General features: G+C 55.5%; 19 protein-coding genes. 11 read left to right on the top strand and 8 right to left on the bottom strand.

Annotated elements, in window-relative coordinates:
- The first annotated feature begins 181 nt into the window (after window positions 1-181).
- Window positions 182-505 carry a thioredoxin gene (gene trxA / locus LMS44_RS14500; protein ID WP_007113240.1) on the top strand — a complete coding sequence of 108 codons (324 nt, stop codon included), beginning with the start codon at window positions 182-184 and terminating at the stop codon, window positions 503-505.
- A gap of 68 nt (window positions 506-573) precedes the next feature.
- Here trxA and LMS44_RS14505 read toward each other — a convergent pair whose 3' ends face one another.
- Window positions 574-1677 carry an AI-2E family transporter gene (locus LMS44_RS14505; RefSeq protein ID WP_009287994.1) on the bottom strand — a complete coding sequence of 368 codons (1104 nt, stop codon included), beginning with the start codon at window positions 1675-1677 and terminating at the stop codon, window positions 574-576.
- A 204-nt stretch (window positions 1678-1881) separates the two neighbouring features.
- On the opposite strand from LMS44_RS14505, the gene LMS44_RS14510 reads away from it, so the two are divergent.
- On the top strand, window positions 1882-2739 hold the full coding sequence (locus LMS44_RS14510) for an SIMPL domain-containing protein (RefSeq protein WP_498945480.1): 858 nt from the start codon (window positions 1882-1884) through the stop codon (window positions 2737-2739).
- Here the strand turns inward: LMS44_RS14510 and serS are convergent.
- On the bottom strand, window positions 2684-3961 hold the full coding sequence (gene serS / locus LMS44_RS14515; RefSeq protein WP_138800526.1) for a serine--tRNA ligase: 1278 nt from the start codon (window positions 3959-3961) through the stop codon (window positions 2684-2686). The two genes, LMS44_RS14510 and serS, sit on opposite strands and share 56 nt — an antisense overlap.
- A 419-nt stretch (window positions 3962-4380) precedes the next feature.
- Here serS and LMS44_RS14520 point away from each other — a divergent pair, with 419 nt between their 5' ends.
- From LMS44_RS14520 to LMS44_RS14530, 3 genes are all read left to right on the top strand, one after another.
- Window positions 4381-5628, top strand: coding sequence for a dicarboxylate/amino acid:cation symporter (locus LMS44_RS14520; RefSeq protein ID WP_009287993.1), 1248 nt, complete (start codon window positions 4381-4383; stop codon window positions 5626-5628).
- Window positions 5629-5790: 162 nt separating this feature from the next.
- Window positions 5791-6381: a DUF4202 domain-containing protein gene (locus tag LMS44_RS14525; RefSeq protein ID WP_027958432.1), complete on the top strand. Its 591-nt coding sequence runs from the start codon at window positions 5791-5793 to the stop codon at window positions 6379-6381.
- 90 nt (window positions 6382-6471) lie between these two features.
- Entirely contained in the window at window positions 6472-9681 is a 3210-nt protein-coding gene (locus LMS44_RS14530) for an FAD-binding and (Fe-S)-binding domain-containing protein (protein WP_027958431.1), read from the top strand.
- Here LMS44_RS14530 and trpC read toward each other — a convergent pair.
- Genes trpC through LMS44_RS14545 form a run of 3 tightly spaced genes read right to left on the bottom strand, consistent with a single transcriptional unit; the run spans window position 9678 to window position 12183 of the window.
- The gene (gene trpC / locus LMS44_RS14535; RefSeq protein ID WP_027958430.1) at window positions 9678-10481 is read right to left on the bottom strand and encodes an indole-3-glycerol phosphate synthase TrpC; all 804 of its coding nucleotides are present in this window, start codon (window positions 10479-10481) and stop codon (window positions 9678-9680) included. The genes LMS44_RS14530 and trpC overlap by 4 nt on opposite strands.
- Before the next feature lie 9 nt (window positions 10482-10490).
- On the bottom strand, window positions 10491-11510 hold the full coding sequence (trpD, locus tag LMS44_RS14540) for an anthranilate phosphoribosyltransferase (protein ID WP_027958429.1): 1020 nt from the start codon (window positions 11508-11510) through the stop codon (window positions 10491-10493).
- A gap of 37 nt (window positions 11511-11547) precedes the next feature.
- The gene (locus LMS44_RS14545; RefSeq protein ID WP_009287988.1) at window positions 11548-12183 is read right to left on the bottom strand and encodes an anthranilate synthase component II; all 636 of its coding nucleotides are present in this window, start codon (window positions 12181-12183) and stop codon (window positions 11548-11550) included.
- Window positions 12184-12567: 384 nt separating this feature from the next.
- Between LMS44_RS14545 and LMS44_RS14550 the strand changes: the two genes are divergently transcribed.
- Window positions 12568-13482 (top strand): metal ABC transporter substrate-binding protein, encoded by a 915-nt coding sequence (locus tag LMS44_RS14550; RefSeq protein ID WP_009287987.1) that lies wholly within the window; start codon window positions 12568-12570, stop codon window positions 13480-13482.
- 18 nt (window positions 13483-13500) lie between these two features.
- Here LMS44_RS14550 and LMS44_RS14555 read toward each other — a convergent pair whose 3' ends face one another.
- Entirely contained in the window at window positions 13501-14244 is a 744-nt protein-coding gene (locus LMS44_RS14555; RefSeq protein WP_027958427.1) for a phosphoglycolate phosphatase, read from the bottom strand.
- A gap of 103 nt (window positions 14245-14347) precedes the next feature.
- On the opposite strand from LMS44_RS14555, the gene LMS44_RS14560 reads away from it, so the two are divergent.
- Complete coding sequence (locus LMS44_RS14560) at window positions 14348-15646, top strand: NAD(P)/FAD-dependent oxidoreductase (protein ID WP_027958426.1); 1299 nt, start codon at window positions 14348-14350, stop codon at window positions 15644-15646.
- A gap of 21 nt (window positions 15647-15667) precedes the next feature.
- Here LMS44_RS14560 and rpe read toward each other — a convergent pair whose 3' ends face one another.
- Entirely contained in the window at window positions 15668-16360 is a 693-nt protein-coding gene (rpe, locus tag LMS44_RS14565; protein WP_027958425.1) for a ribulose-phosphate 3-epimerase, read from the bottom strand.
- Between the two features lie 252 nt (window positions 16361-16612).
- Between rpe and cysP the strand changes: the two genes are divergently transcribed.
- Genes cysP through LMS44_RS14585 form a run of 4 tightly spaced genes read left to right on the top strand, consistent with a single transcriptional unit; the run spans window position 16613 to window position 20422 of the window.
- On the top strand, window positions 16613-17623 hold the full coding sequence (cysP, locus tag LMS44_RS14570; RefSeq protein ID WP_009287983.1) for a thiosulfate ABC transporter substrate-binding protein CysP: 1011 nt from the start codon (window positions 16613-16615) through the stop codon (window positions 17621-17623).
- A gap of 26 nt (window positions 17624-17649) precedes the next feature.
- Window positions 17650-18504 (top strand): sulfate ABC transporter permease subunit CysT, encoded by an 855-nt coding sequence (gene cysT / locus LMS44_RS14575; protein WP_027958424.1) that lies wholly within the window; start codon window positions 17650-17652, stop codon window positions 18502-18504.
- Complete coding sequence (gene cysW / locus LMS44_RS14580; protein WP_009287981.1) at window positions 18504-19331, top strand: sulfate ABC transporter permease subunit CysW; 828 nt, start codon at window positions 18504-18506, stop codon at window positions 19329-19331. The genes cysT and cysW overlap by 1 nt, the downstream gene beginning before the upstream one ends.
- Window positions 19328-20422, top strand: a complete 1095-nt coding sequence (locus LMS44_RS14585; RefSeq protein WP_161463656.1) for a sulfate/molybdate ABC transporter ATP-binding protein — start codon at window positions 19328-19330, stop codon at window positions 20420-20422. The genes cysW and LMS44_RS14585 overlap by 4 nt, the downstream gene beginning before the upstream one ends.
- Window positions 20423-20484: 62 nt before the next feature.
- On the opposite strand, the gene LMS44_RS14590 is transcribed toward LMS44_RS14585, so the two are convergent.
- Window positions 20485-21093, bottom strand: coding sequence for an alpha-ketoglutarate-dependent dioxygenase AlkB family protein (locus LMS44_RS14590; RefSeq protein ID WP_141440888.1), 609 nt, complete (start codon window positions 21091-21093; stop codon window positions 20485-20487).
- Between the last annotated feature and the right edge of the window lie 2 nt (window positions 21094-21095).

A 21095-nucleotide genomic window follows, 5' to 3' on the forward strand; every position in this document is an offset into this window, starting at 1 on the left:
CTGCTATTTAGTTAACTCACTGTGCAGGAAATTTGCCAGCAACCTTCGCGCCCGCTAACATCTGCCCACACTTGTCGCGATAGACACGAGGCGCACTGAAAGAGCACCAATGGATCGCGTAATGACCGTTGCTCCATTTGAGGCAACGAAACAGTAAGAGCAACGCAAACGGGAGAAGCAAATGGCTAATAATGTTGATGTCACCAACGCCAATTTTGAGCAAGAAGTCCTCAACGCTGAACAGCCTGTGCTAATGAAGTTCTGGGCGCCCTGGTGTGGCCCATGCAAGGTCATGGCCCCGGTCGTTGATGAAGTAGCTGCAGAACGTCAGGAAAGCCTGAAAGTTGTTAGTGTCAATGTAGACGACGCACCAGAAATTGCTGCCGAGCAAGGCGTCCGCGGTGTACCTACCGTCATGCTGTTTAAATCCGGCACCAAAGTCGCTTCACTGGTTGGCGCGCAATCTAAGTCACAACTGACGCAATTCATCGAACAAAACGCCTGATGAATGTGTAGCACTTGTAATAGCCGCCGACTCTGTCGGCGGTAACACGCCTTCGCTAACTTTCCTTCCTAATTTTTGCGTTTCCACGGCGGCAGACTCGCATCGCTTACCCGAATATCTTTTACACGACGCCTTCCAGGCCCTAACAGCCTAGCGATCCACCGTGTTTGTGGGTGACTATCAAGTGCGATCTTCAACGTCATCGTTAGTACCACCGAAAGTAGCATCCCCGCCGCACCAAAGATCCACCCCCATACCACCAGCGATAAAAACGCCACAAATGTAGAAAGCCCCAACGCCTGCCCCATTACCCGCGGTTCAATCAGATTGCCGAGCACAAAGTTGATGACCAAATAAGCAGAGGCTAGCAGTAACGCCTGAAAAGCGCCGCCGTCTTGGGCGACCAACAGCAACAACACGGGGGGGATCGCCGCCAGCGCGGAGCCAATATTGGGAATAAAGTTGAGTGCAAAGGCCAACACGCCCCACAACAGCGGAAAATCCACGCCTACAATCATGCAAGAGAGCCATACCAGCGCCCCAGTGGCCAGGCTAATCATGGTTTTTACGGCTAGATAGCGCTTCAGCGTTAAGCTGAACTCACTAAAACGCTTCAAGCTAGGCGCCGGATTTTCCAGTGCGCGGGAAATTTTATCGCGCACGTTCAACGTCTCGAACAGCATGAATATAACCAGCAGTCCAACAATGATGCCCTGCATAAAGAGGTTGCCTAGCTGACCCAGTAAGGCAGGCATCCAAGAGCCCTCATCCTCCATTTCAAACAGCGAGTTAATCTGGTCGGGATTAATTGCTAGCCCGCGTGAAGAGAGCGCATTAAGTAAATTCCAATACTGTTCATAAAGCCGCGACTCAATTTCCGGCAACGCTGCCACGAAGGTACTGAAGCTATTGACCACCAGCAGGCCAATCAGCGATATAAACGCCAGCAATACCATCAATGTTAGAAATGCCGACATTCGCATGCTTAAGCCACAGCGATGCAGCCACTGCACCGGTGAAGTACACACTACTGCGATAAATATCGCGAGCAGCAACGGCACTAACAAATCAGCACCTGCTTTCATTCCAGCGATGATCACTACCAACGCAGCGAGTGCCAAGGTGGCATTGAGGGGAATACTGCGGTAATCCTCGTCCGACAAGTTCGACATAATCCATCCCTAGCTTGTTGTCCATATATGATGGCTGCATTCGGCGTATTGCACAAACCGTGCAAATAATAAGCAACTGTTTTGCGTCCACTCTTCCGTACTGAACTTTCTTTTCTACTTCGCTTCAAAGCTGCGTCTACTTGAATGATTTATACCCGGTTTTAACTTGGCGGCGCCACTGCCCGCTCACTAAGGAAAACATTTATGCAAGCCATACCAGCTAACCTTCAAAAACCAGGCTCTAAACGTTTACGCAATGGCCTACTAGGCGGCGCTCTATTGGCACTCCTTAGCGCTCCTTTTGCACACGCTTCACCGTCAACACCGCCCCAGCCAAGCTTGCATGTTCAAGCGCAGTCTTGGGTTGAGGTAGAACCCGACAAGGCCACCCTGAATGCACGATTGTGGGAAAACACACCCGCCCTTTCCACCTTGGAAGAGAGCGATAGTAGCGCACTTAGCGATGCCCGCGAGCGCTTAGAGACCCGCGCCAGCGAATTAATCGAACAAATGGAAGCCACCGGCCTTGAACGCAATGCCATCAATGCAGGCTCGCTAAATGTCTATCCTGAGCATATTCAAGGGCCACGCAATGAAGATGGCGAGCATGAGACCCTGCAGCGCACACGTCTTGAGCGCCCGATCACCGTCGAACTCACCGACCTTGGTCAGTTAAGCGAGGTGTTAGACGCGCTAATAGCCGCTGGTGTTAACTCATTGGATGGCGTGCAGTTTGACCTACAAGACCGCGACGCTGCCACTGACGAAGCGCTGGTCAAAGCGCTGGAGAAAGCGCAACACAAAGCAAACCTGATGGCCGACAGCTTAGATGCTGAGCTTGGTCATGTGCAGCGCATTGAAGAGACGCAATCGCCTATCTTCCAGCCGCGCATGATGGCAATGCGGGCAGAAAGCGATGCCGCTGGCGCCAGTCAATCCGGTGCCGCCAGTGATTACAGCCCCGGCACCATCCGCATTGATGCCGGGGTTAGCGTTGAGTGGGCGCTTAAAGGGCCAGACGCTCCACGCCGCCCAGATAGCGACGTAGCGGCTCAGGAATAATCACCGAGCCATCCGCCTGCTGGTGGTTTTCAAGCACCGCCAGCAGGCAACGACCAACCGCCAGCCCTGAACCGTTCAGCGTATGTAGCAACTGCGGCTTTTTGGAATCCGGATGGCGATACCGCGCTTGCATACGCCGGGCCTGGAAATCCTCGCAGTTAGAGACAGACGAGATCTCCCGGTAAGTCTCCTGGCTGGGCAGCCACACTTCCAAGTCGTAGGTCTTCGTGGCCCCAAAGCCCATATCCCCAGTGCATAGCGTCACTACGCGATACGGCAACGCCAGTGCCTGCAGGATCGCCTCTGCATGACCACGCATCTCTTCCAACGCTTCGTAGCTCTTCTCCGGCTCCACAATCTGCACCATCTCGACTTTATCGAACTGATGCTGGCGGATCATTCCGCGGGTATCGCGCCCGTGCGAGCCCGCCTCGGAGCGGAAACAGGGCGTATGTGCGGTAAGCTTCATCGGCAGCGCTGCCTGCTCGACAATTTCATCGCGTACAAAGTTGGTCAGCGGTACTTCTGAAGTGGGAATCAGGTGGTACTCGCGCTCATCGTCCAACTTGAACAAATCTTCGCCAAACTTCGGCAGTTGGCCGGTGCCCATCAGCGAATCGCGGTTGACCATATACGGCACGTAGCACTCTTCGTAGCCGTGCTGTTCGGTTTGGGTATCCAGCATAAACTGCGCCAACGCCCGGTGCAGGCGCGCTATCGGCCCGCGCATGACCGCAAAGCGAGCGCCAGTGATTTTAGCCGCCAGCTCAAAATCGAGATAACCCGACTGCTTACCCAGATCAACGTGATCGAGCACCTCGAAATCAAACTCCCGCGGCGTGCCCCAGCGGTGCAGCTCGACATTCTCGTCTTCGCTTTTGCCTTCCGGCACGCTTTCATGGGGCAGGTTGGGAATACCGCTGATAGCGTCGTCCCACTCTTCCTGGACGTCGGCTAGCTCGCGCTTGGCTTTATCCAGGCGATCGCCTAAATCGCTGACTTCATCCAGCAGCGGCTGAATATCTTCACCGTTGGCTTTGGCTTTACCAATCGCTTTGGAGCGCATATTGCGCTCATTTTGCAGCTGCTCGGTTTGCGTTTGCAGCTCGCGGCGACGCGACTCCAGCGCCTGCAATCCCGCTTTATCAAGCACAAAGCCCCGCCGGGCCAGTTGTTGAGCAACCGTGTCAAGATCACCGCGCAGCAGTTTCGGATCGAGCATGAATCCTGTCCCTTGGCCTGAAAACAATAAAAGCACCGCGCCAATGCGCGTGCATAAAGGGGTCTATTGTAGGCAAAAGCGCGGCGAGGAGCTATGGCCGGTATCACCAGACGCACGTTTAGCTACGCTAAAAGGCTCCAGCACCAGAGAAGTCAGCACTAGCTAACGCCACACTCCAGTAGCGCGTGGTAAGCCTACGGCGCACCCGCGAATGCAGCGCATAGCGCTGCTAGAAGGTAGCGGCACGTAATAAGTTTGCACTATCGCTAAGCAAGGTTCAGTTATCGAATCGACTGTATGTGCTATGACCACTCGGCATATCCATCCCAGCCCGTTAGCCAAAAGTGATAGAGTGCCCGCCGATTCGTCTAACGAATCGATAAATAATAGGTTTTAACACTTTTGACAGGAGAAGCGCAGTGCAGGAGACAGCACAGCAAGGAAAGTTTGCCTGGTGGCGACGAATTGCCCTATGGAAGAAGATTCTCGCCGGCTTGGCGTTGGGTATTTTGGCAGGCGCGCTATTAGGTGAGACCGCCAGCGTGTTTAAACCGCTGGGCGATATTTTTATTAACGCCATTATGATGCTGATTGTGCCACTAGTGTTTTCCACTCTGGTGGTGGGTATTACCTCAATGCGCGACCCCCAGAAAATGGGTCGTATTGGCGCGCGTACCATTACGCTCTATTTGGTCACCACCGCCTTTGCTATCTCCATTGGTCTGGTACTTTCCACCCTGCTGCAGCCGGGCGTGGGCGTTGATTTAAGTTTTGACTCTGAAGTGGCCGCTAACGAAGCGCCATCGCTGGTCTCTATTCTGGTTAACTTAGTGCCGCGTAACCCGTTGGACGCCCTGGCCAACGGCAACATTATGCAGATCATTGTGTTTGCCATTGGTTTAGGTATTTCGCTGACGTTGATCGGCGATAAAGGCGAGCCGGTCATGAAGGTCTTCGATAGCTTTGCCGAGGCAATGTACAAGCTCACTGGCATTGTGATGGCGTTTGCGCCCTTCGGCGTATTTGGCTTAATCGCCCACGTCTCCGGACAGTACGGTTTAGAGATATTGCTGCCGCTGGCCAAGTTGATTGGCGTGGCGTACCTGGCCAGCATTCTTCACGTGCTGGTGATCTACTCGGGTTTGATCTCGCTACTGGGGCGGCTAAACCCCATGCGCTATTTGCAGGGCAGTCTGGACGCTATTGTTGTGGCGTTCTCGTCCGCTTCTTCTGCGGGCACCCTGCCGGTCTCTATACGTTGCGCGCAGAAGAACCTGGGCGTTTCCGAAGGGGTTTCAGGGTTTGTGTTACCGGTAGGCGCCACCATCAATATGGATGGCACCGCGCTTTACCAGGGCGTGGTCGTGCTATTCATCGCCCAAATGACTGGCACTGATTTGAGCATGATGGATTACGGCATGATTGTCGCCACCGGCACGCTGGCCTCCATTGGTACCGCAGGCGTACCAGGCGCTGGCCTGATTATGCTCTCGATTGTGATGGCCCAGGTTGGTCTGCCGCTGGAAGCTATCGCCGTGGTCGCGGGGATTGATAGGATCCTTGATATGGCACGCACCAGCGTCAACGTCGCGGGCGATTTAATGGTCACCACGCTGGTAGGTAAAAGCGAGGGTGAGCTCAACGAAGAAATCTACAACCGTCGCTAACTTTAACGCTAGCATTTATAGCGTATGAAAAGGCGTCCGCTGTGCTTAGCAGCGGGCGCTGCGCTTTACCGCCTTTCATAACCTCCCCTCCCATACAGCAGTTGTGATTCGCACGGTTTCTCGGCAACCTATTAGCATCATTTTTAGCCGAGCAACGCTGCTATGCCTACCGCTTTTGATCAAACGCTCATCGCCATCGATGCCCTGCATGCCGAAGACCCGCGCTCCACGACGCTTGCCGATGGCACACCCATGCCCCAGGAACTGGCTTATGCCCAGCGCATGAGCGACTGGCTAGACCGCGTGCATGACGCTCCAGATGAGGTGCTGCGCTTAGCCGTACGCGCCCAGCACTTACAGCGCTGGTTAGTGCCGCGTGAGGAGTACCCCGAAGGGCGCGTAGGCTACTTAACCTGGCGACGCGACCAGGGCAAGCGCGCAGGCGATACCACCGCCCAGCTAATGCGCGACGCAGGCTATGCAGACGAAGATGCCGCCAGAGCCGCAACGATTATCGGCAAGAAAGGCCTGGGCCGCGACCCCGATGTACAAGCGCTGGAAGATTGCGCCTGCCTGGTGTTTCTAGAGAACTACTTTGCCGATTTCTCGCGCAAGATCGAGCACGACCATATGGTGCGCATTGTGCAGATGACCTGGCGTAAAATGTCACCCCGCGCCCATGCACTAGCCTTGAAGCTACCGATGTCGGATGCCTCATTAGCGCTGGTAAAAGAGGCCCTGGGAGCAGAGTAAAGCGCTACAGTGAGATGCAGCGAGGCAGCCGCTGCGGTAAAGTAGCGGTCTTCTTTTATTGCGCCCCCGGCACTGACGGCTTGATCAACTATGATTGCATCCTTGGACACCCGTACCGCCCCGTTCGCACGCTTGGGCAATGAGTATGTACGTTTTTTACAGGCTCTTAAAACGCGCGGTTTTGAAGGCGAAATTGCTCCCGATTACGCCAACCGCACGGTGCTGGCGACGGATAACTCAATTTACCAGCGCCTGCCCCAGGCGGCGGTCTACCCCAAGCATGCCGAAGACCTAGAGCGCCTTACCCGGTTGGCCGCGCAAACCACTCACCGCAGCATTGTATTAACGCCCAGAGGCGGCGGCACCGGCACCAACGGTCAGTCGCTCACCGATGGCATTGTGGTGGATGTCTCCCGCCATATGAATCAGATCCTAGAGATCGATGTGGAAGCACGGCGGGTGCGCGTTCAGGCGGGCGTGGTGAAGGATCAATTAAACGCCGCGCTCAAACCCCATGGGCTGTTTTTCGCCCCGGAGCTTTCGACCTCCAACCGCGCCACTATAGGCGGCATGATCTCTACCGATGCCAGCGGCCAGGGCAGCTGCGAATACGGAAAAACCCGTGATCATGTGCTGGAGCTCGATACCATTTTGATCGGTGGAAAGCACCTGCACAGCCGCGCTTTAACATCGGACGAAGAGCAGGCTGAGTGCCAGCAGGAAGGTATTCTGGGCCGCGTACATGCCACCGCCGCCAATATTATCGACCAACAGCGCGAATTGATTGCAGCCAAGTTCCCGCCGCTCAACCGTTGCTTGACCGGCTACGACTTGGCCCACCTGCGCGACGACAAGGGGCAGCTCAACCTCAACAGCCTGCTGTGCGGCTCGGAAGGCTCGCTGGGCTTTTTGAACGAGGCGGTGTTGAATGTGCTGCCGATTCCCAAGCACTCCACTCTGGTCAATGTGCGCTACACCAGTTTTATGGATGCACTGCGGGATGCCAAAGCGCTGATGGCCGCTAGCACCTCTTCACAACCTCAGCCGCAGGCGCTACAACCCCAGCCGCAGGCGCTGCGCCCTACTTCCATAGAGACCATCGACGACACCGTGCTGCAGTTGGCCATGGAGGACTTCGTCTGGGACAGCGTGGCGGAGTTCTTCCCGGCGATCGCTAACACGGCGATTCGCGGCATTAACCTGATCGAGTTTAATGACGACGATGAGAGCGCCCTCGCCAAGCGGGTTCGCGCCTTCACCGACCACCTAAGCCAAGACACCACCGTTGAGCGCCTAGGCTACACCTTGGCCGAGGGGCGTGGGCAGATCCAGAAAGTCTACGCCATGCGCAAGCGCTCGGTGGGTTTGCTCGGCAATGTGCAGGGCGAGAAGCGGCCGATTCCGTTTGTGGAAGATACCGCCGTGCCGCCGGAGCACTTGGCGGACTTTATCACCGAGTTCCGCGCCGCGCTGGATGCCCGAGACCTCGCCTACGGGATGTTTGGCCATGTCGACGCCGGTGTACTTCACGTGCGTCCCGCCATCGATATGAAGGATCCCGAACAGGAAACACTGATTCGCGCGGTGTCCGATGAAGTGGCGGCGCTGACCCAGAAATATGGCGGCCTGCTGTGGGGCGAACACGGTAAGGGCGTGCGCTCGGAGTACTCACCTAAATTCTTTGGTGAGCTCTACCCCAGCCTACAGCGGGTAAAAGCCGCCTTTGACCCCTATAACCAGCTAAACCCTGGCAAGATCGCCTCACCTCTCTCTAACCCGCCCGGGGCCGCGGGCATTTCCACCTCGCCCGACGCTGCGAGTAAGCCTCAAAGCAACGAGCTAATTGCCAGGGATAGCGACCCTGATCTGTTGACGGTGGATGGCGTGCCCATGCGCGGTCAGTTTGATCGCACCATCGACGAGCGCGCCTGGCAAGCCTATGACGCCGCGGTGTACTGCAACGGCAACGGCGCCTGCTACAACTACGACCTTGACGATCCCATGTGCCCTTCCTGGAAGGCGACGCGGGATCGTCGTCACTCGCCCAAAGGCCGCGCCAGCCTGATCCGCGAGTGGCTGCGCCTGCAGACCCAGGCGGGAATCGATGTTGTTGAGGAGTCGCGCAAGAAAAAAGCCGAAGGCGGCTGGGGCTTTATTAAACGCTTTCCGCTGCGGGTGGCGAATACTCTAAGCCGCAAGCAGCACCACGACTACTCCCATGAAGTTTATGACGCCATGGCGGGTTGCCTGGCGTGTAAGTCCTGCGCGAGTCAGTGCCCGATCAAGGTCAACGTTCCCCAGTTCCGCTCGCAGTTCTTGGAGGTCTACCACGGCCGTTACCTGCGCCCGCTGCGCGACTACGTGATTGGCGGCACCGAGTTTATGCTGCCTACCCTGGCCAAAGCCGCACCGCTGTATAACGCCGTGATTGGCCAGCGCTGGGTAGAGCAACTGATGCGCCGTACGCTGGGCATGAGCGACTCCCCGGCGCTTTCACGGGCCAGTGTTAAAAAGCAGCTGAACGCCTGGGGCGTCGCCGAGGCAACACCGCTCTCACTGGCCCTGTTAACCGAACAGCAGCGTGCCAATAGCGTGATTATTGTCCAGGATGCCTTCACCACCCACTTTGAAGCCAAGCTGGTGATGGACGTGGTGGAACTGCTCTCGCGCCTCAATCTACGCGTGTTTGTGATGCCCTATTCGGCGAACGGCAAACCACTCCAGGTGCAGGGCTTCTTGGGCGCCTTCGAACGTACCGCCGCCAAGCAGGCCGAGCGGCTACGCACCTTGGCCCGCTTTGATATCCCCCTGGTGGGCATCGACCCGGCGATGACGCTCACCTACCGCCAGGAGTACGTCAAAGCGCTAGGTAATGAGGCGGTGCCGGAGGTGCTGATGCTGCAGGAGTGGCTCACGACCCGCATCAATACGCTAGCGCCCAACCAACTTAAGCTAACCGACCCCGGCTTTAAGCTGCTCTCCCACTGCACCGAGAAAACCAATGCACCGGGTAGCCCTAAAGCATGGCAGCAGGTATTTGCGGCCTTTGGGTTAGAGCTTGAGCTGATGGACACCGGCTGCTGCGGTATGTCTGGCACCTATGGCCACGAAACCCGCAATGCCGCTACGTCCAAAACTATCTACGCCCAGTCGTGGCAGCCCCAGGTGGAGGCCGAAGAAAACACAGGCAAGCTATTGGCCACCGGCTATTCCTGCCGTAGCCAAGTGAAGCGTTACTCGGAACAATCATTACCGCACCCGCTTCAGGCACTGCTTGTGTGCCTAAAGCAAGCAGGTTAAAAGAACAGCCTTTTCAGCGCCAAGCCTGGATCACTTTCGCGCATAAAGGCTTCGCCAACCAGAAAGCCGTTAACATTGTGGTCACGCATTAGCTCAACGTCATCGCGGGTATGAATACCCGATTCGGTAATCACCGTGACGCCCTCAGGAATGCGCGGCAACAGATCCAGGGTGGTATTCAGGCTGGTTTCAAAGGTATGCAGGTTGCGGTTGTTGATGCCGACCAGCTTTAGATCCAGTGCCAGGGCACGCTCAAGCTCGTTGGCATCGTGCACCTCGACCAGCACATCCATACCCAACTGATTGGCCTGCTGATGCAGGTCGCGCAGTTGAGCATCATCCAGGGCGGCAACGATCAGCAGAATACAGTCCGAACCAATCGCCCGCGCTTCACAAACCTGATAGCCATGGGTGATAAAGTCCTTGCGAATCACCGGCAGCGTGCAGACGTCCCGAGCGGCAATTAGATAGTCTTCATGGCCCTGGAAAAAGTCGGCGTCGGTAAGCACAGAGAGACAGGCAGCACCGCCCTGGGCGTAGCTTTTGGCGATATCCGAGGGGTGAAATTCTTCGCGAATAACGCCTTTTGACGGTGAGGCTTTTTTCACCTCGGCGATAATCGCCGGATCACCCGTTGCGATGCGCGTATTAAGCGCCTCAATAAAGCCACGCGGGGTGCTCTGCTGCTCTCCTAACGCGAGCAAATCCGCCTCTGAAACGGCCTGACGGCGCTCAGCCACTTCTTGGTCTTTGCGAGCAAGAATGCGCGTTAAAATAGTCGGCGTTGCCTGTTGAGTCATGGTGGTCTCTTACTGTTTAAAAACGCTGGTGAAGTGCGAAAGCTCTCTAAGCTTCTCAAGCGGCAGTTTAGAAGCTTGCGCGTCCTGGGCTACCATCACACCCTCTTTTAACGTATCCGCAACGCCCGAACAGTAGAGCGCGGCCCCTGCATTTAGCGCGACCATATCGGCAGCGGCACCTTCACCGGAAAGCGCGGCCTTAACCAAGCGCAGGCTGTCTTCGGCGCTGGCGGCTTTCAGCGTTGCCAAGCTTTGGCGCTCAATACCCAGCTCTTCGGGTGTAATGGTGTACTGGGTAATCTCACCCGCTTTAAGCTCGGCTACCAAGGTGGGGCTGGCCAGAGATATCTCATCCAGGCCGTCCTCGGAGTGAACGACCATCACGTGGCGGCTACCCAAGGTTTGCAACACTTCCGCCATCAGCGGCACCAGCTCCGGCGCGTAAACACCCAGTACCTGATTGGGAGCACCAGCAGGATTGGTCAACGGGCCCAAAATATTAAACAGCGTGCGCACGCCCATTTCACGGCGGGGGCCAATGGCATAGCGCATGGCCGGATGATGATTAGGCGCAAACATAAAGCCTACACCCACCTGCTCGATACAGCGCGCTACCTGGTCAGGCTTGAGATCCAGGTAGATGCCCGCCACATCGAACAGATCCGCACTACCCGATGAAGACGAAACGCTTCGGTTGCCATGTTTGGCCACATGGGCACCAGCGGCAGCGGCGACAAAACTGGCGGCGGTGGAAACGTTAAACAGGTTGGCACCATCGCCACCGGTGCCGACAATGTCCACAACGTTTTCAGCACTCAGTTCAACGCGCTTCATCAACTCGCGCATTACTTGAGCAGCGGCGCTAATTTCCGCGGCACTTTCACCTTTCATGGCGAGGCCTACTAACAGGCCACCAATTTGTGCATCGCTTGCATCGCCGGTCATGATCTGACGCATCAAAGCGTGCATGGCATCGAAAGAGAGGTCTTCGCGGCGCATCACCGCATTAATCGCATCTCGCATTTGCATGAGCAGAGGGGCCCCTAAAAGCGTGTGAAACCGGCTATCAGCCGCGTTTTAAAAAGTTGGCCAACAGCTCATGGCCTTGGCGGGTAAGAATCGACTCGGGGTGAAACTGCACCCCTTCAATATCCAACTCGCGGTGACGAAACCCCATGACTAAACCGGGGGTTACGTCGTCATCACCTGTCCAGGCAGTGATTTGTAAACAGTCGGGCAGGCTCGCTTTATCGACCACCAGGGAGTGATAGCGGGTAACCTCAACCGGGTTATCCAGCCCTTCAAACACGCCTTGGTTAGCATGCAGCACAGCGGAGGTTTTACCATGCATCACCTGTGGCGCGTGCACGACCTTGCCACCATACACTTGGCCAATCGCCTGATGGCCCAGGCAAACGCCTAAAATAGGCAGCTTGCCTGCAAAGTGTTTGATGGCGGTCATGGATATGCCCGCCTCGTTGGGCGTGCAGGGCCCAGGCGATACCACCAGGTGTGTCGGCGCCAGCATTTCGATCTGCTCAATGGTGATTTCGTCATTGAGGTGAGTGATGACTTCGGCACCAAGCTCACCCAGGTACTGGACAATGTTGAACGTGAAACTGTCATAATTGTCCAGCATCACCACTTTTTGCGCTGACTGTTCCTGTGATGGCTGTTTATGCACCGACTGAGCTTGCGCCATTGCCCCACTTACTCCGTTGTGTCATTTCGACCACAGATTAAACCGTTAATGGAGTGATGATACCGCAACCGAGCACTCCCTTGCAGGGGTTAAGTGTCAACCAGCCCCCTCCCCTTTAGACCACCAGCGCTATGGGCGATAAATCACAGCTTTGGGGATGCCACACCGATGCCGCGAATAAGAAACCGTTCAGCCAGTCATAAGGCACGCTATGCTTAGGAGTGTAATACTATTCAGCATAGTGGCACTTTTCACTTGAGGGAATCCTCCCTTGGGTAATACTTCTTGCGGCCTCGCATTGCAGTGGAACTGGCAACGGGCCACCGCAGTCTTTATTATCTGCCGTCTTTTTCGATAGTTTTTTTAGCCAGTTAGGAGCGTGGGATGTCAAAGTGGTTTACCTGGGTGTGGGCGCTCTTATTCGTCGCGCTGATAAGCGCTGCGCCAGCTTATGCCAACACAACGCTGCGCGTAATTGCCTCCTTTTCAGTCATGGAGGAGCTGGTCAAACGAGTGGCGGGTGACACTGTCAGCGTCAATGTCATTGTGCCACGGGGAGAAGATGTTCACCGCTGGGAGCTAACCCCACCCAACGTACTGGCGTTAGAAGAGACGCATATTGTGTTTTATAACGGGCTTGGACTAGAGCCTTGGATACGCCATGTTGAGGCGATGTCTGACGACCAGCTAACGCTAGTGGAAGTGGCTAAAAAGGCCGACTATACGCCACTGACGATTTCCACCGGACAGTATAAAGGCGAGCCAGACCCGCATATGTGGATGGATCCAGAGGGCGCTGCAGCCTACATCGATGTCATTGCTGAGACCCTGGCCGAGCATCTACCCGAGCAAGCCGATGCGTTTTATGCCCGCGCTGACGAGGCACGCAGGGCGCTGAACAATCTTAACCAAGCGGTAAAAGAGCGGCTTGAAGGTATCCCACAAACTAACCGCACATTACTAACCAGTGAGGCAGGTTTTGGTTATTTTGCCCGCGCCTACGCCTTTGATGCCCAAGGGGTGTGGGGGGTTAACCATGAGACTCAAGGCAGCGCCCAGGCAATGGCCAAGATCAGCGAACAGCTTGCCGAGAAACGCCCCCCTGCGCTGTTTTTTGAAAGCACTACACCTAGTATCCATATGGACGCCCTGTCCCGGGAGGCTTCACTGCCCCTAGCAGGTCCGCTGTATGTCGACTCGCTGAGCGGTGAAGATGGCCCCGCTGCCAACTACGCGGACATGCTGCGCCATAACGCTGAAGTGATGCATACCGCGCTAGGGGGCGCCACGGCCGAGTAAGTAAGCGACCGACCAAGCCTAGTCAATGCCCTTTGTGGGTCGAGGTGCTTTCAACAGCAATTCAGTTAACGAACTGAGCACTAGGTCGGGATGGCTATTCTCTATCGGCTCCCCATGGTTATAACCATAGGGCAGCGCCAGAGTAGTAAAGCCTGCCGCCTTTCCAGCCGCCATATCGTGACGTGAATCGCCGACCATCACACAGTCAGCTGGCGGTATTTGGCAATGGTGCGCAGCGTGAAGTAGCGGCAATGGGTGGGGCTTCTTTTCGGCCAAAGAATCACCGCCGAGCCATAGGGTAAAATAGTTCAGCAGCTCGAAGTGATTTAACAGCGGCTCAATGAAGCGTTCGGGTTTATTGGTAATCAGCACCAGGGTCAAACCTTGCTGGTGCAGCGCCTCTAGGGCTGGCTTTACTCCCGGGTAGAGCGTTGTCAGGGTATTGGGTGCAGCGCCGTAGTGCGCCATAAACACATCATAACCGCGCTCAAGAAGCGCTGGCTCAGGCGCCGCTTTTAACGCCCAGGTCAGGGCTCTTTCCACTAATACCGGCGCGCCATTGCCCACCCAATCCCGCACCTTTGTCTCATTCGGCTCGGGTAAATCCAGCTCGCTTAACGTGCGTGCCACGGCAGCGGCCAGGTCGGGCACTGAATCGATCAGCGTTCCGTCCAAGTCGAAGGCAATTAGCCGTTTTCCCTGTAGCACTGGGTGTCGTTCTGAGTAGTGGCTTGGATGTATTTTCAATGCGCTCTGCCCCATTTTGATTTAAAAACCATTTTACCTGCTCAAAGCAAACGTTCGCATTAGTCAGACGCATCAGAACCTTCTATGCTGGGGCTAATTTAGTTAAGGAGGTAGTGATATGCCCACTCCCAGAATCGTGATTGTCGGCGCCGGTGCTGGCGGCTTAGCCCTTGCCACACGATTAGGCCGCACCTTGGGTAAGCGCAAACGCGCAGAAATTGTGCTGCTGGATCGCAATACCACCCACGTATGGAAACCGCTGCTCCACGAACTGGCCACCGGCGTACTGAACTCCAGTATGGACGAGGTGGATCTTCGCGGGCATTCATCGGCTCACTTCTACCGTTATCAGCGCGGTTCGCTAACCGGCATTAATCGCGAGCAACAGACGCTGCAATTAGCGCCGATTCATGATGAAGATGGGCAAGAGGTACTACCCGCCCGCGAGCTTGCCTATGACTATCTGGTCATGGCCATAGGCAGCGTTTCCAACGATTTCGGCACGCCCGGCGTGGCGGAGCACTGCCACTTTATTGATTCGCCCGAGCAGGCCAAGGCGTTCCAGCGCGATATGATCAACACCTTTCTGCGCTATACCGACCCCAACCTACGCCAACATACTCAGTTAACCATTGGTATCGTCGGCGGCGGTGCAACAGGGGTAGAGCTTGCGGCCGAATTATTTGACGCTTCGCGCATGCTCAATGCCTATGGGGTGACGTCCGTTGATCACCAGCAAATCAGCGTACACCTACTGGAAGCGGCGCCGCGCTTGCTTCCAGGGCTTTCCGAGCGGGTCAGCCAAACTGTCAAAACAGAGCTTGAGAGCATGGGCGTAACCGTCCATACCGATACCGCCGTTAAAGAAGCTCAGGCGCATCAGTTGATCACCGGTGACGATGAAGTGATCAAGACCGATATCAACGTGTGGGCAGCAGGTATCAAAGCGCCGCCGTTTTTGGCGGAGCTAGGCCTGACAACGAATAAGAAAAACCAAATTGAAGTAAAAAGCACCCTACAAAGCGTCGATGATGAGAAAATTTTTGCTCTAGGCGACTGCGCCAGTTGCCCGATGGGTGAAAGCGGCACGGTGCCTCCTCGCGCCCAGGCGGCTCACCAGCAGGCTAAGCTGCTCGCCAAAAATCTGGTCAATAAACTGGAAGGCAAACCGCTAGCCGATTTCCGCTATCGCGATCACGGCTCACTGGTATCGCTGGCCCGCTACGATGCGGTAGGTAATTTGATGCGAAGCTCCGCCTCCCGCGGCCTGTTTTTAGAGGGCTGGCTGGCTCGCCAAGCCTATGCATCGCTCTACCGCATGCACCAGCTCTCTATTCATGGGGCGCCGAAAACGGGGCTGGCCTGGCTGGTCGATAAGCTTAATCGTTACTTAAAACCGCGCATGAAATTGCACTAAACGACACTCGACACTGACTTTTTACTTGGCCAGCGCCGCTCGCATCTGCTTGATCACCGCGTCATAGCCGTGCGGGTCGCTGGCTTGGTAGGCGCTGAAAATGGCGGATCCCGCCACAAAGGTATCGGCGCCTGCTGCGGCGATCTCGGCGATGTTATCCACTTTCACCCCACCGTCGATTTCCAAGCGCATATCAAATTTTGAGGCATCAATGCGCGCCCGTGCTTCGCGCAGCTTGTCCAGCGTGCCGGGGATAAAGGATTGCCCACCAAAACCTGGGTTGACGCTCATCAGCAGCACCATATCGACTTTATCCATCACATAGTCGAGATAGGAGAGCGGCGTGGCCGGATTAAATACCAGGCCGGCTTTACAGCCACCATCACGGATCAGCTGCAGCGAGCGATCAACGTGCTCAGACGCTTCCGGGTGAAAGGTGATATAGCTGGCGCCCGCCTCAATAAAGTCGCTGATCATGCGGTCTACCGGTTTAACCATTAGATGCACGTCGATGGGCGCCGTGACGCCATGCTTACGCAGCGCCTTACACACCATGGGCCCAATGGTCAGGTTGGGCACATAGTGATTATCCATGACGTCGAAGTGCACCACATCCGCGCCTGCAGCCAGCACGTTATCCACCTCCTCACCCAGCCTGGCAAAGTCAGCCGATAAAATAGAGGGGGCAATCAAGAAATCCTGCGCAGCGGTCATATTCCATTCCTGCTTATCAATCAGTAGACGAAGTGTAGACACTCGATATACCCGCGAGTGTGCAGGCAAGAGAGCAAAGCCAGGCTGCTATCTTATCAGAGCCGCTTAACAGAACCACGTATCCGCGTCGCGCATCTCATCACACACATATTCTTAAATAGAATATAAAGCATGATTGTAATTCCACATTGATAGATTTAACCTTGCCAATATCGCGATACTAAGCGCTTACTGTTTTTAAGGAGTTTCTCTATGGCACTGCCAACAATTTTCCGCCGCAGCCTGATTGCCATTGCATTAGGCGTTACGGTAAGTGGAACCGCCGCCGCCCAAGAGCGTGAACTACTCAACTCGTCTTACGATATCGCTCGCGAGCTGTTTGCTGCGATCAACCCTGAGTTTCAAGCTTGGTGGCAGGAGGAACACGGTGAAGAGATTGCCATTAGCCAGTCTCACGGCGGCTCTTCCGCACAAGCCCGTGCCATCCTTCAGGGTTTACGTGCCGATGTGGTGACCTTTAACCAGGTGACCGACGTGCAGGTACTTGCCGATGCTGGGCTGGTGGCCGAAGATTGGCAGGATGCGTTTGAGAACAATGCCTCTCCCTACTACTCCACCACCGCCTTCCTAGTGCGTAAAGGCAACCCTAAAGGAATTGAGAGCTGGGACGACTTAGTCAAAGAAGATGTACAGATGGTCTTCCCCAACCCGAAAACCTCGGGTAACGGTCGTTATACTTACTTAGCCGCCTGGGGCTTTGCCGAGAACGAGTTCGATGGCGATGAAGAGCAAATCGAAGAGTTCATGCGCACCTTCTTAGCCAACGTAGCGGTGTTTGATACCGGCGGTCGTGGCGCAACCACCAGCTTTATCGAGCGTGAAATTGGCGATGTACTGATTAGTTTCGAGTCTGAAGTCAACAACATTCGCAAAGAGTATGGCAGTGACGACTACGAAGTAATCGTGCCACCCGTTAGCATTCTGGCAGAGTTCCCCGTTGCCGTTGTTGGTGAAAACGCAGAGCGCAACGGTAACAGCGATTTGGCCCAGAGCTATCTTGAGTACCTCTACACAGAAGAAACTCAACGCCTACTGGCAGGCTTCAACTACCGAGTGCATAACGAAGCCGTGGTCGAAGAGTTCGCCGACCAGTTCCCGGAAACCGAACTGCTTGAAGTAGATGAAGTGTTTGGTAGCTGGGATGAAGCCATGGAGACCCACTTTGAGGGTGGTGGCCTTCTCGACCAGTTGCAGCGCCGCTAATATTCACTCATGAGCCAGCCTGAACTATGAGTCAACTTGCCTCCTGGCGAACCGGCAGTACTCGTGTGCTGCCGGGTTTTGGCCTTTCTATGGGTATCAGCGTGCTGTTTATCTCGCTGGTGCTACTACTCCCTATTACGGGCCTGTTCGGTCAGTTAGCGGAGCTTAGTTTTGCCCAATACTGGGCGATCATCACCGAAGGACGCGTGGTTGCCAGCTATATGGTCACCATTGGCGCGGCAGCCGTTGCAGCGATTATCAACGCCATATTTGGCTTATTGCTGGCGTGGGTGTTAGTTCGCTACGAGTTCCCTGGCAAGCGCTTACTCGATGCCTTAATGGACCTCCCCTTCGCGCTACCCACCGCAGTGGCAGGCATTACGTTGGCAACCCTTTATGCCAGTAGCGGCTGGATGGGTGGATTGCTGGAGCCGCTAGGGTTTCAAGTCGCTTATACCTGGGTGGGCATCGCCCTGGCCATGGCCTTTACCAGCATCCCGTTTGTGGTGCGCACGGTGCAGCCGGTGCTGGAAGATATGCCAGTGGAAGTCGATGAAGCCGCTATGTCATTGGGTGCTACCGACGGCGTGGCCTTTCGCCGCGTGATCTTGCCGCATATCTGGCCTGCCTTGGTGACCGGCACGGGGCTGGCGTTTGTTCGTTCGCTAGGCGAGTTCGGAGCGATCATTTTTATCGCCGGTAATATGCCTTATGAAACGGAAATCACCGCACTGATGATTTTCGTCAAGCTGCAAGAGTATGACTATGCAGGGGCCTCGGCGATTGCTTCAGTGGTGCTGTTTGTCTCGTTGGCGCTGCTACTGGCAATTAATATTTGGCAGGGCCGCTTTGTGCGCCGTCTGCATGGAGGTAAGGGGTAATGCGTCGAATTGGTGATGCGCCACTTATCCGGCGCCTGCTGATAGGTGCCGCTCTGGTGCTGTCAGCACTGTTTTTACTGCTGCCGCTGGTGGCCATTTTTGCTCAGGCATTCTCCCAGGGCGTTATGGTTTTCTGGTCGAATGTCAGTAACACCTTCACCCTGCACGCGATTGGTCTGACGCTGATGATTGCGCTACTAACCATTCCCGTGTGCCTGGTATTTGGCGTTGCCCTGGCGTGGCTGGTCACGCGGTTCAGCTTTCCTGGGCGGCGCATTCTGCAAACGTTGATCGATATCCCCTTTGCGGTCTCTCCCGTTGTCGCGGGTCTGATTTACTTGCTGCTGTATGGCCGCAACGGCTGGATCGGCACTTGGCTGGACGGCCATGATATTCAGCTGATGTTTTCTTGGCCGGGCATCCTCATGGTGACTATTTTTGTTACCTGCCCCTTTGTGGCCCGGGAACTGATCCCGTTGATGCAGGCCCAAGGCTCCCGTGAAGAAGAAGCAGCCGTGACGCTTGGCGCTACCGGCTGGACGACCTTCCGTCGTGTCACACTGCCCAACATCCGCTGGGCACTGCTGTACGGCGTTATCCTTACCAACGCCCGTGCGGTGGGGGAATTTGGGGCTGTTTCAGTGGTTTCCGGCGCTATACGCGGCAAGACCAATACGCTACCACTGCACCTTGAGCAGCTTTATCAGGATTATAATGCCGTAGGGGCGTTTGCCTGCGCGGCGCTACTCGCCTTTATTGCCCTACTAACGCTCGCCGCCAAGGCCGGGCTGGAATGGCGCGCAGCGCGCCGGGAGGCATTTGCATGAGCATTCACTTACACAACATCGCTAAGCACTTCGGCACTACCCAGGCGTTAGAGCCGATCAACCTGGATATTCACGCAGGCGAGCTGGTCGGCCTGCTTGGCCCTTCGGGCTCGGGCAAAACGACGCTGCTGCGGATTATTGCCGGCTTGGAAAATGCCGACCGCACCGCACAACCCAGCAAGATTTTGTTTGGCGACCGCGACGTGACCAATGTACATGTGCGCGACCGGCGAATTGGCTTTGTTTTCCAGCACTACGCGCTGTTTCGCCATATGAGCGTCTACGACAACGTGGCCTTTGGCCTGACCGTGTTGTCGCGTAAACGCCGCCCCAGCAGCGGTGAGATTCGCGCCCGGGTGTTTAGGCTACTTGAAATGGTCAAGCTGGAGCACCTCGCCAACCGCTACCCTGCTCAGCTTTCCGGCGGCCAGCAGCAGCGAGTATCGCTAGCCCGCGCCTTGGCAGTGGAACCGGAAGTACTGCTGTTGGACGAGCCTTTTGGCGCACTTGATGCCAAAGTGCGCCAAGAGTTACGCCGCTGGCTGCGCCACCTGCATGACGAGTTCAATTTCACCAGCGTCTTTGTCACCCACGACCAGGAAGAGGCGCTGGAGCTTTCCGACCGCGTCGTAGTCATGAGTAACGGCCGTATTGAGCAAATTGATACTCCCGATGAGCTCTACCGGGAGCCCAAAAACCGCTTTGTGTTTGAGTTTTTAGGCGATGTAAACCACCTGGAAGGCAAAGTGACCAACGGCGTACTCACCTGTGGCGACGCCTATTGGCACGTGGATCTACCCGATGGCCATGAAGAGCTGCTGCTACGCCCCCATGAAGTGCGGCTAACCGAGCAACCCACCTCTGAGAGCCATCTACCGGTCACTATCACGGCGATCTCACCGGTGGGCGCAGAAGTGCGCGTGGAGCTAGAGGCGGATTGGCTCGCCCAGCCTTGGCTTGCTACCGTGCGCCATACTGACTTTGAGCACTTGGCGCTACGCCGCGGGCAACGCTTATTCGCCCACCCCCGCCACTGGCGACGCTTCCCCAAAGCAGAGTCGAAAGCGACGGAGCAAAGCCGCGTGGCATAACGCTGCGGAAGCGCTAGCTGCCCTAAATGGAGCAGCTAGCGTTGACGTTTCATCGCATTAGCTCAAAAACGCATTTGCCTAAAGGTCAGGCTCACCCGCGGCTCAACATCTTTCTTGGTTTTAGGCAGACTATGTAGCCAGTTTTGTTGTGTAGTACCTTTCATAATTAACAGACTGCCGTGCTCTAAATTAAGCGACACGCTCTCCCCTGTTGGCTTATGCTTAAACGAGAATTTCCTTGCGCCGCCTAGGCTCAACGCCCCGATTGATCCACTCTCAACAAGGTCTTTTTCGGCGTCACTGTGCCAGCTCATGCCTTCATCGCCTGAGCTATAAAAATTACCCAGACACGAATTAAACATCTCCCCGCAGTGGCTCTCCACCACCTGCTTAATCTCTCGTAAAAAATCAGGCCATACTAACGCCATCTTTGCATATCCTGAGTATGTATAGGAAACCGGCTTATCCGCATACCAGGCTATTTTCCTCTTTGTAACGATCTCTTTGCCGTAAATAAACGCACGATCATGCTCCCAGGTTAATTCGCTTAGGCACTTATCCAGATACATATCGGCGGTAACTGTATCCAAGACTTTACCGTGGTAGTAAACCTCACCATCCCTTGGAAGCAGATTAATCAACTTCATATCGTCGTTTTCAAACAGATCCATTT

Source organism: Halomonas profundus, assembly GCF_020865425.1.
Classification (GTDB): Bacteria; Pseudomonadota; Gammaproteobacteria; order Pseudomonadales; family Halomonadaceae; genus Vreelandella; species Vreelandella titanicae.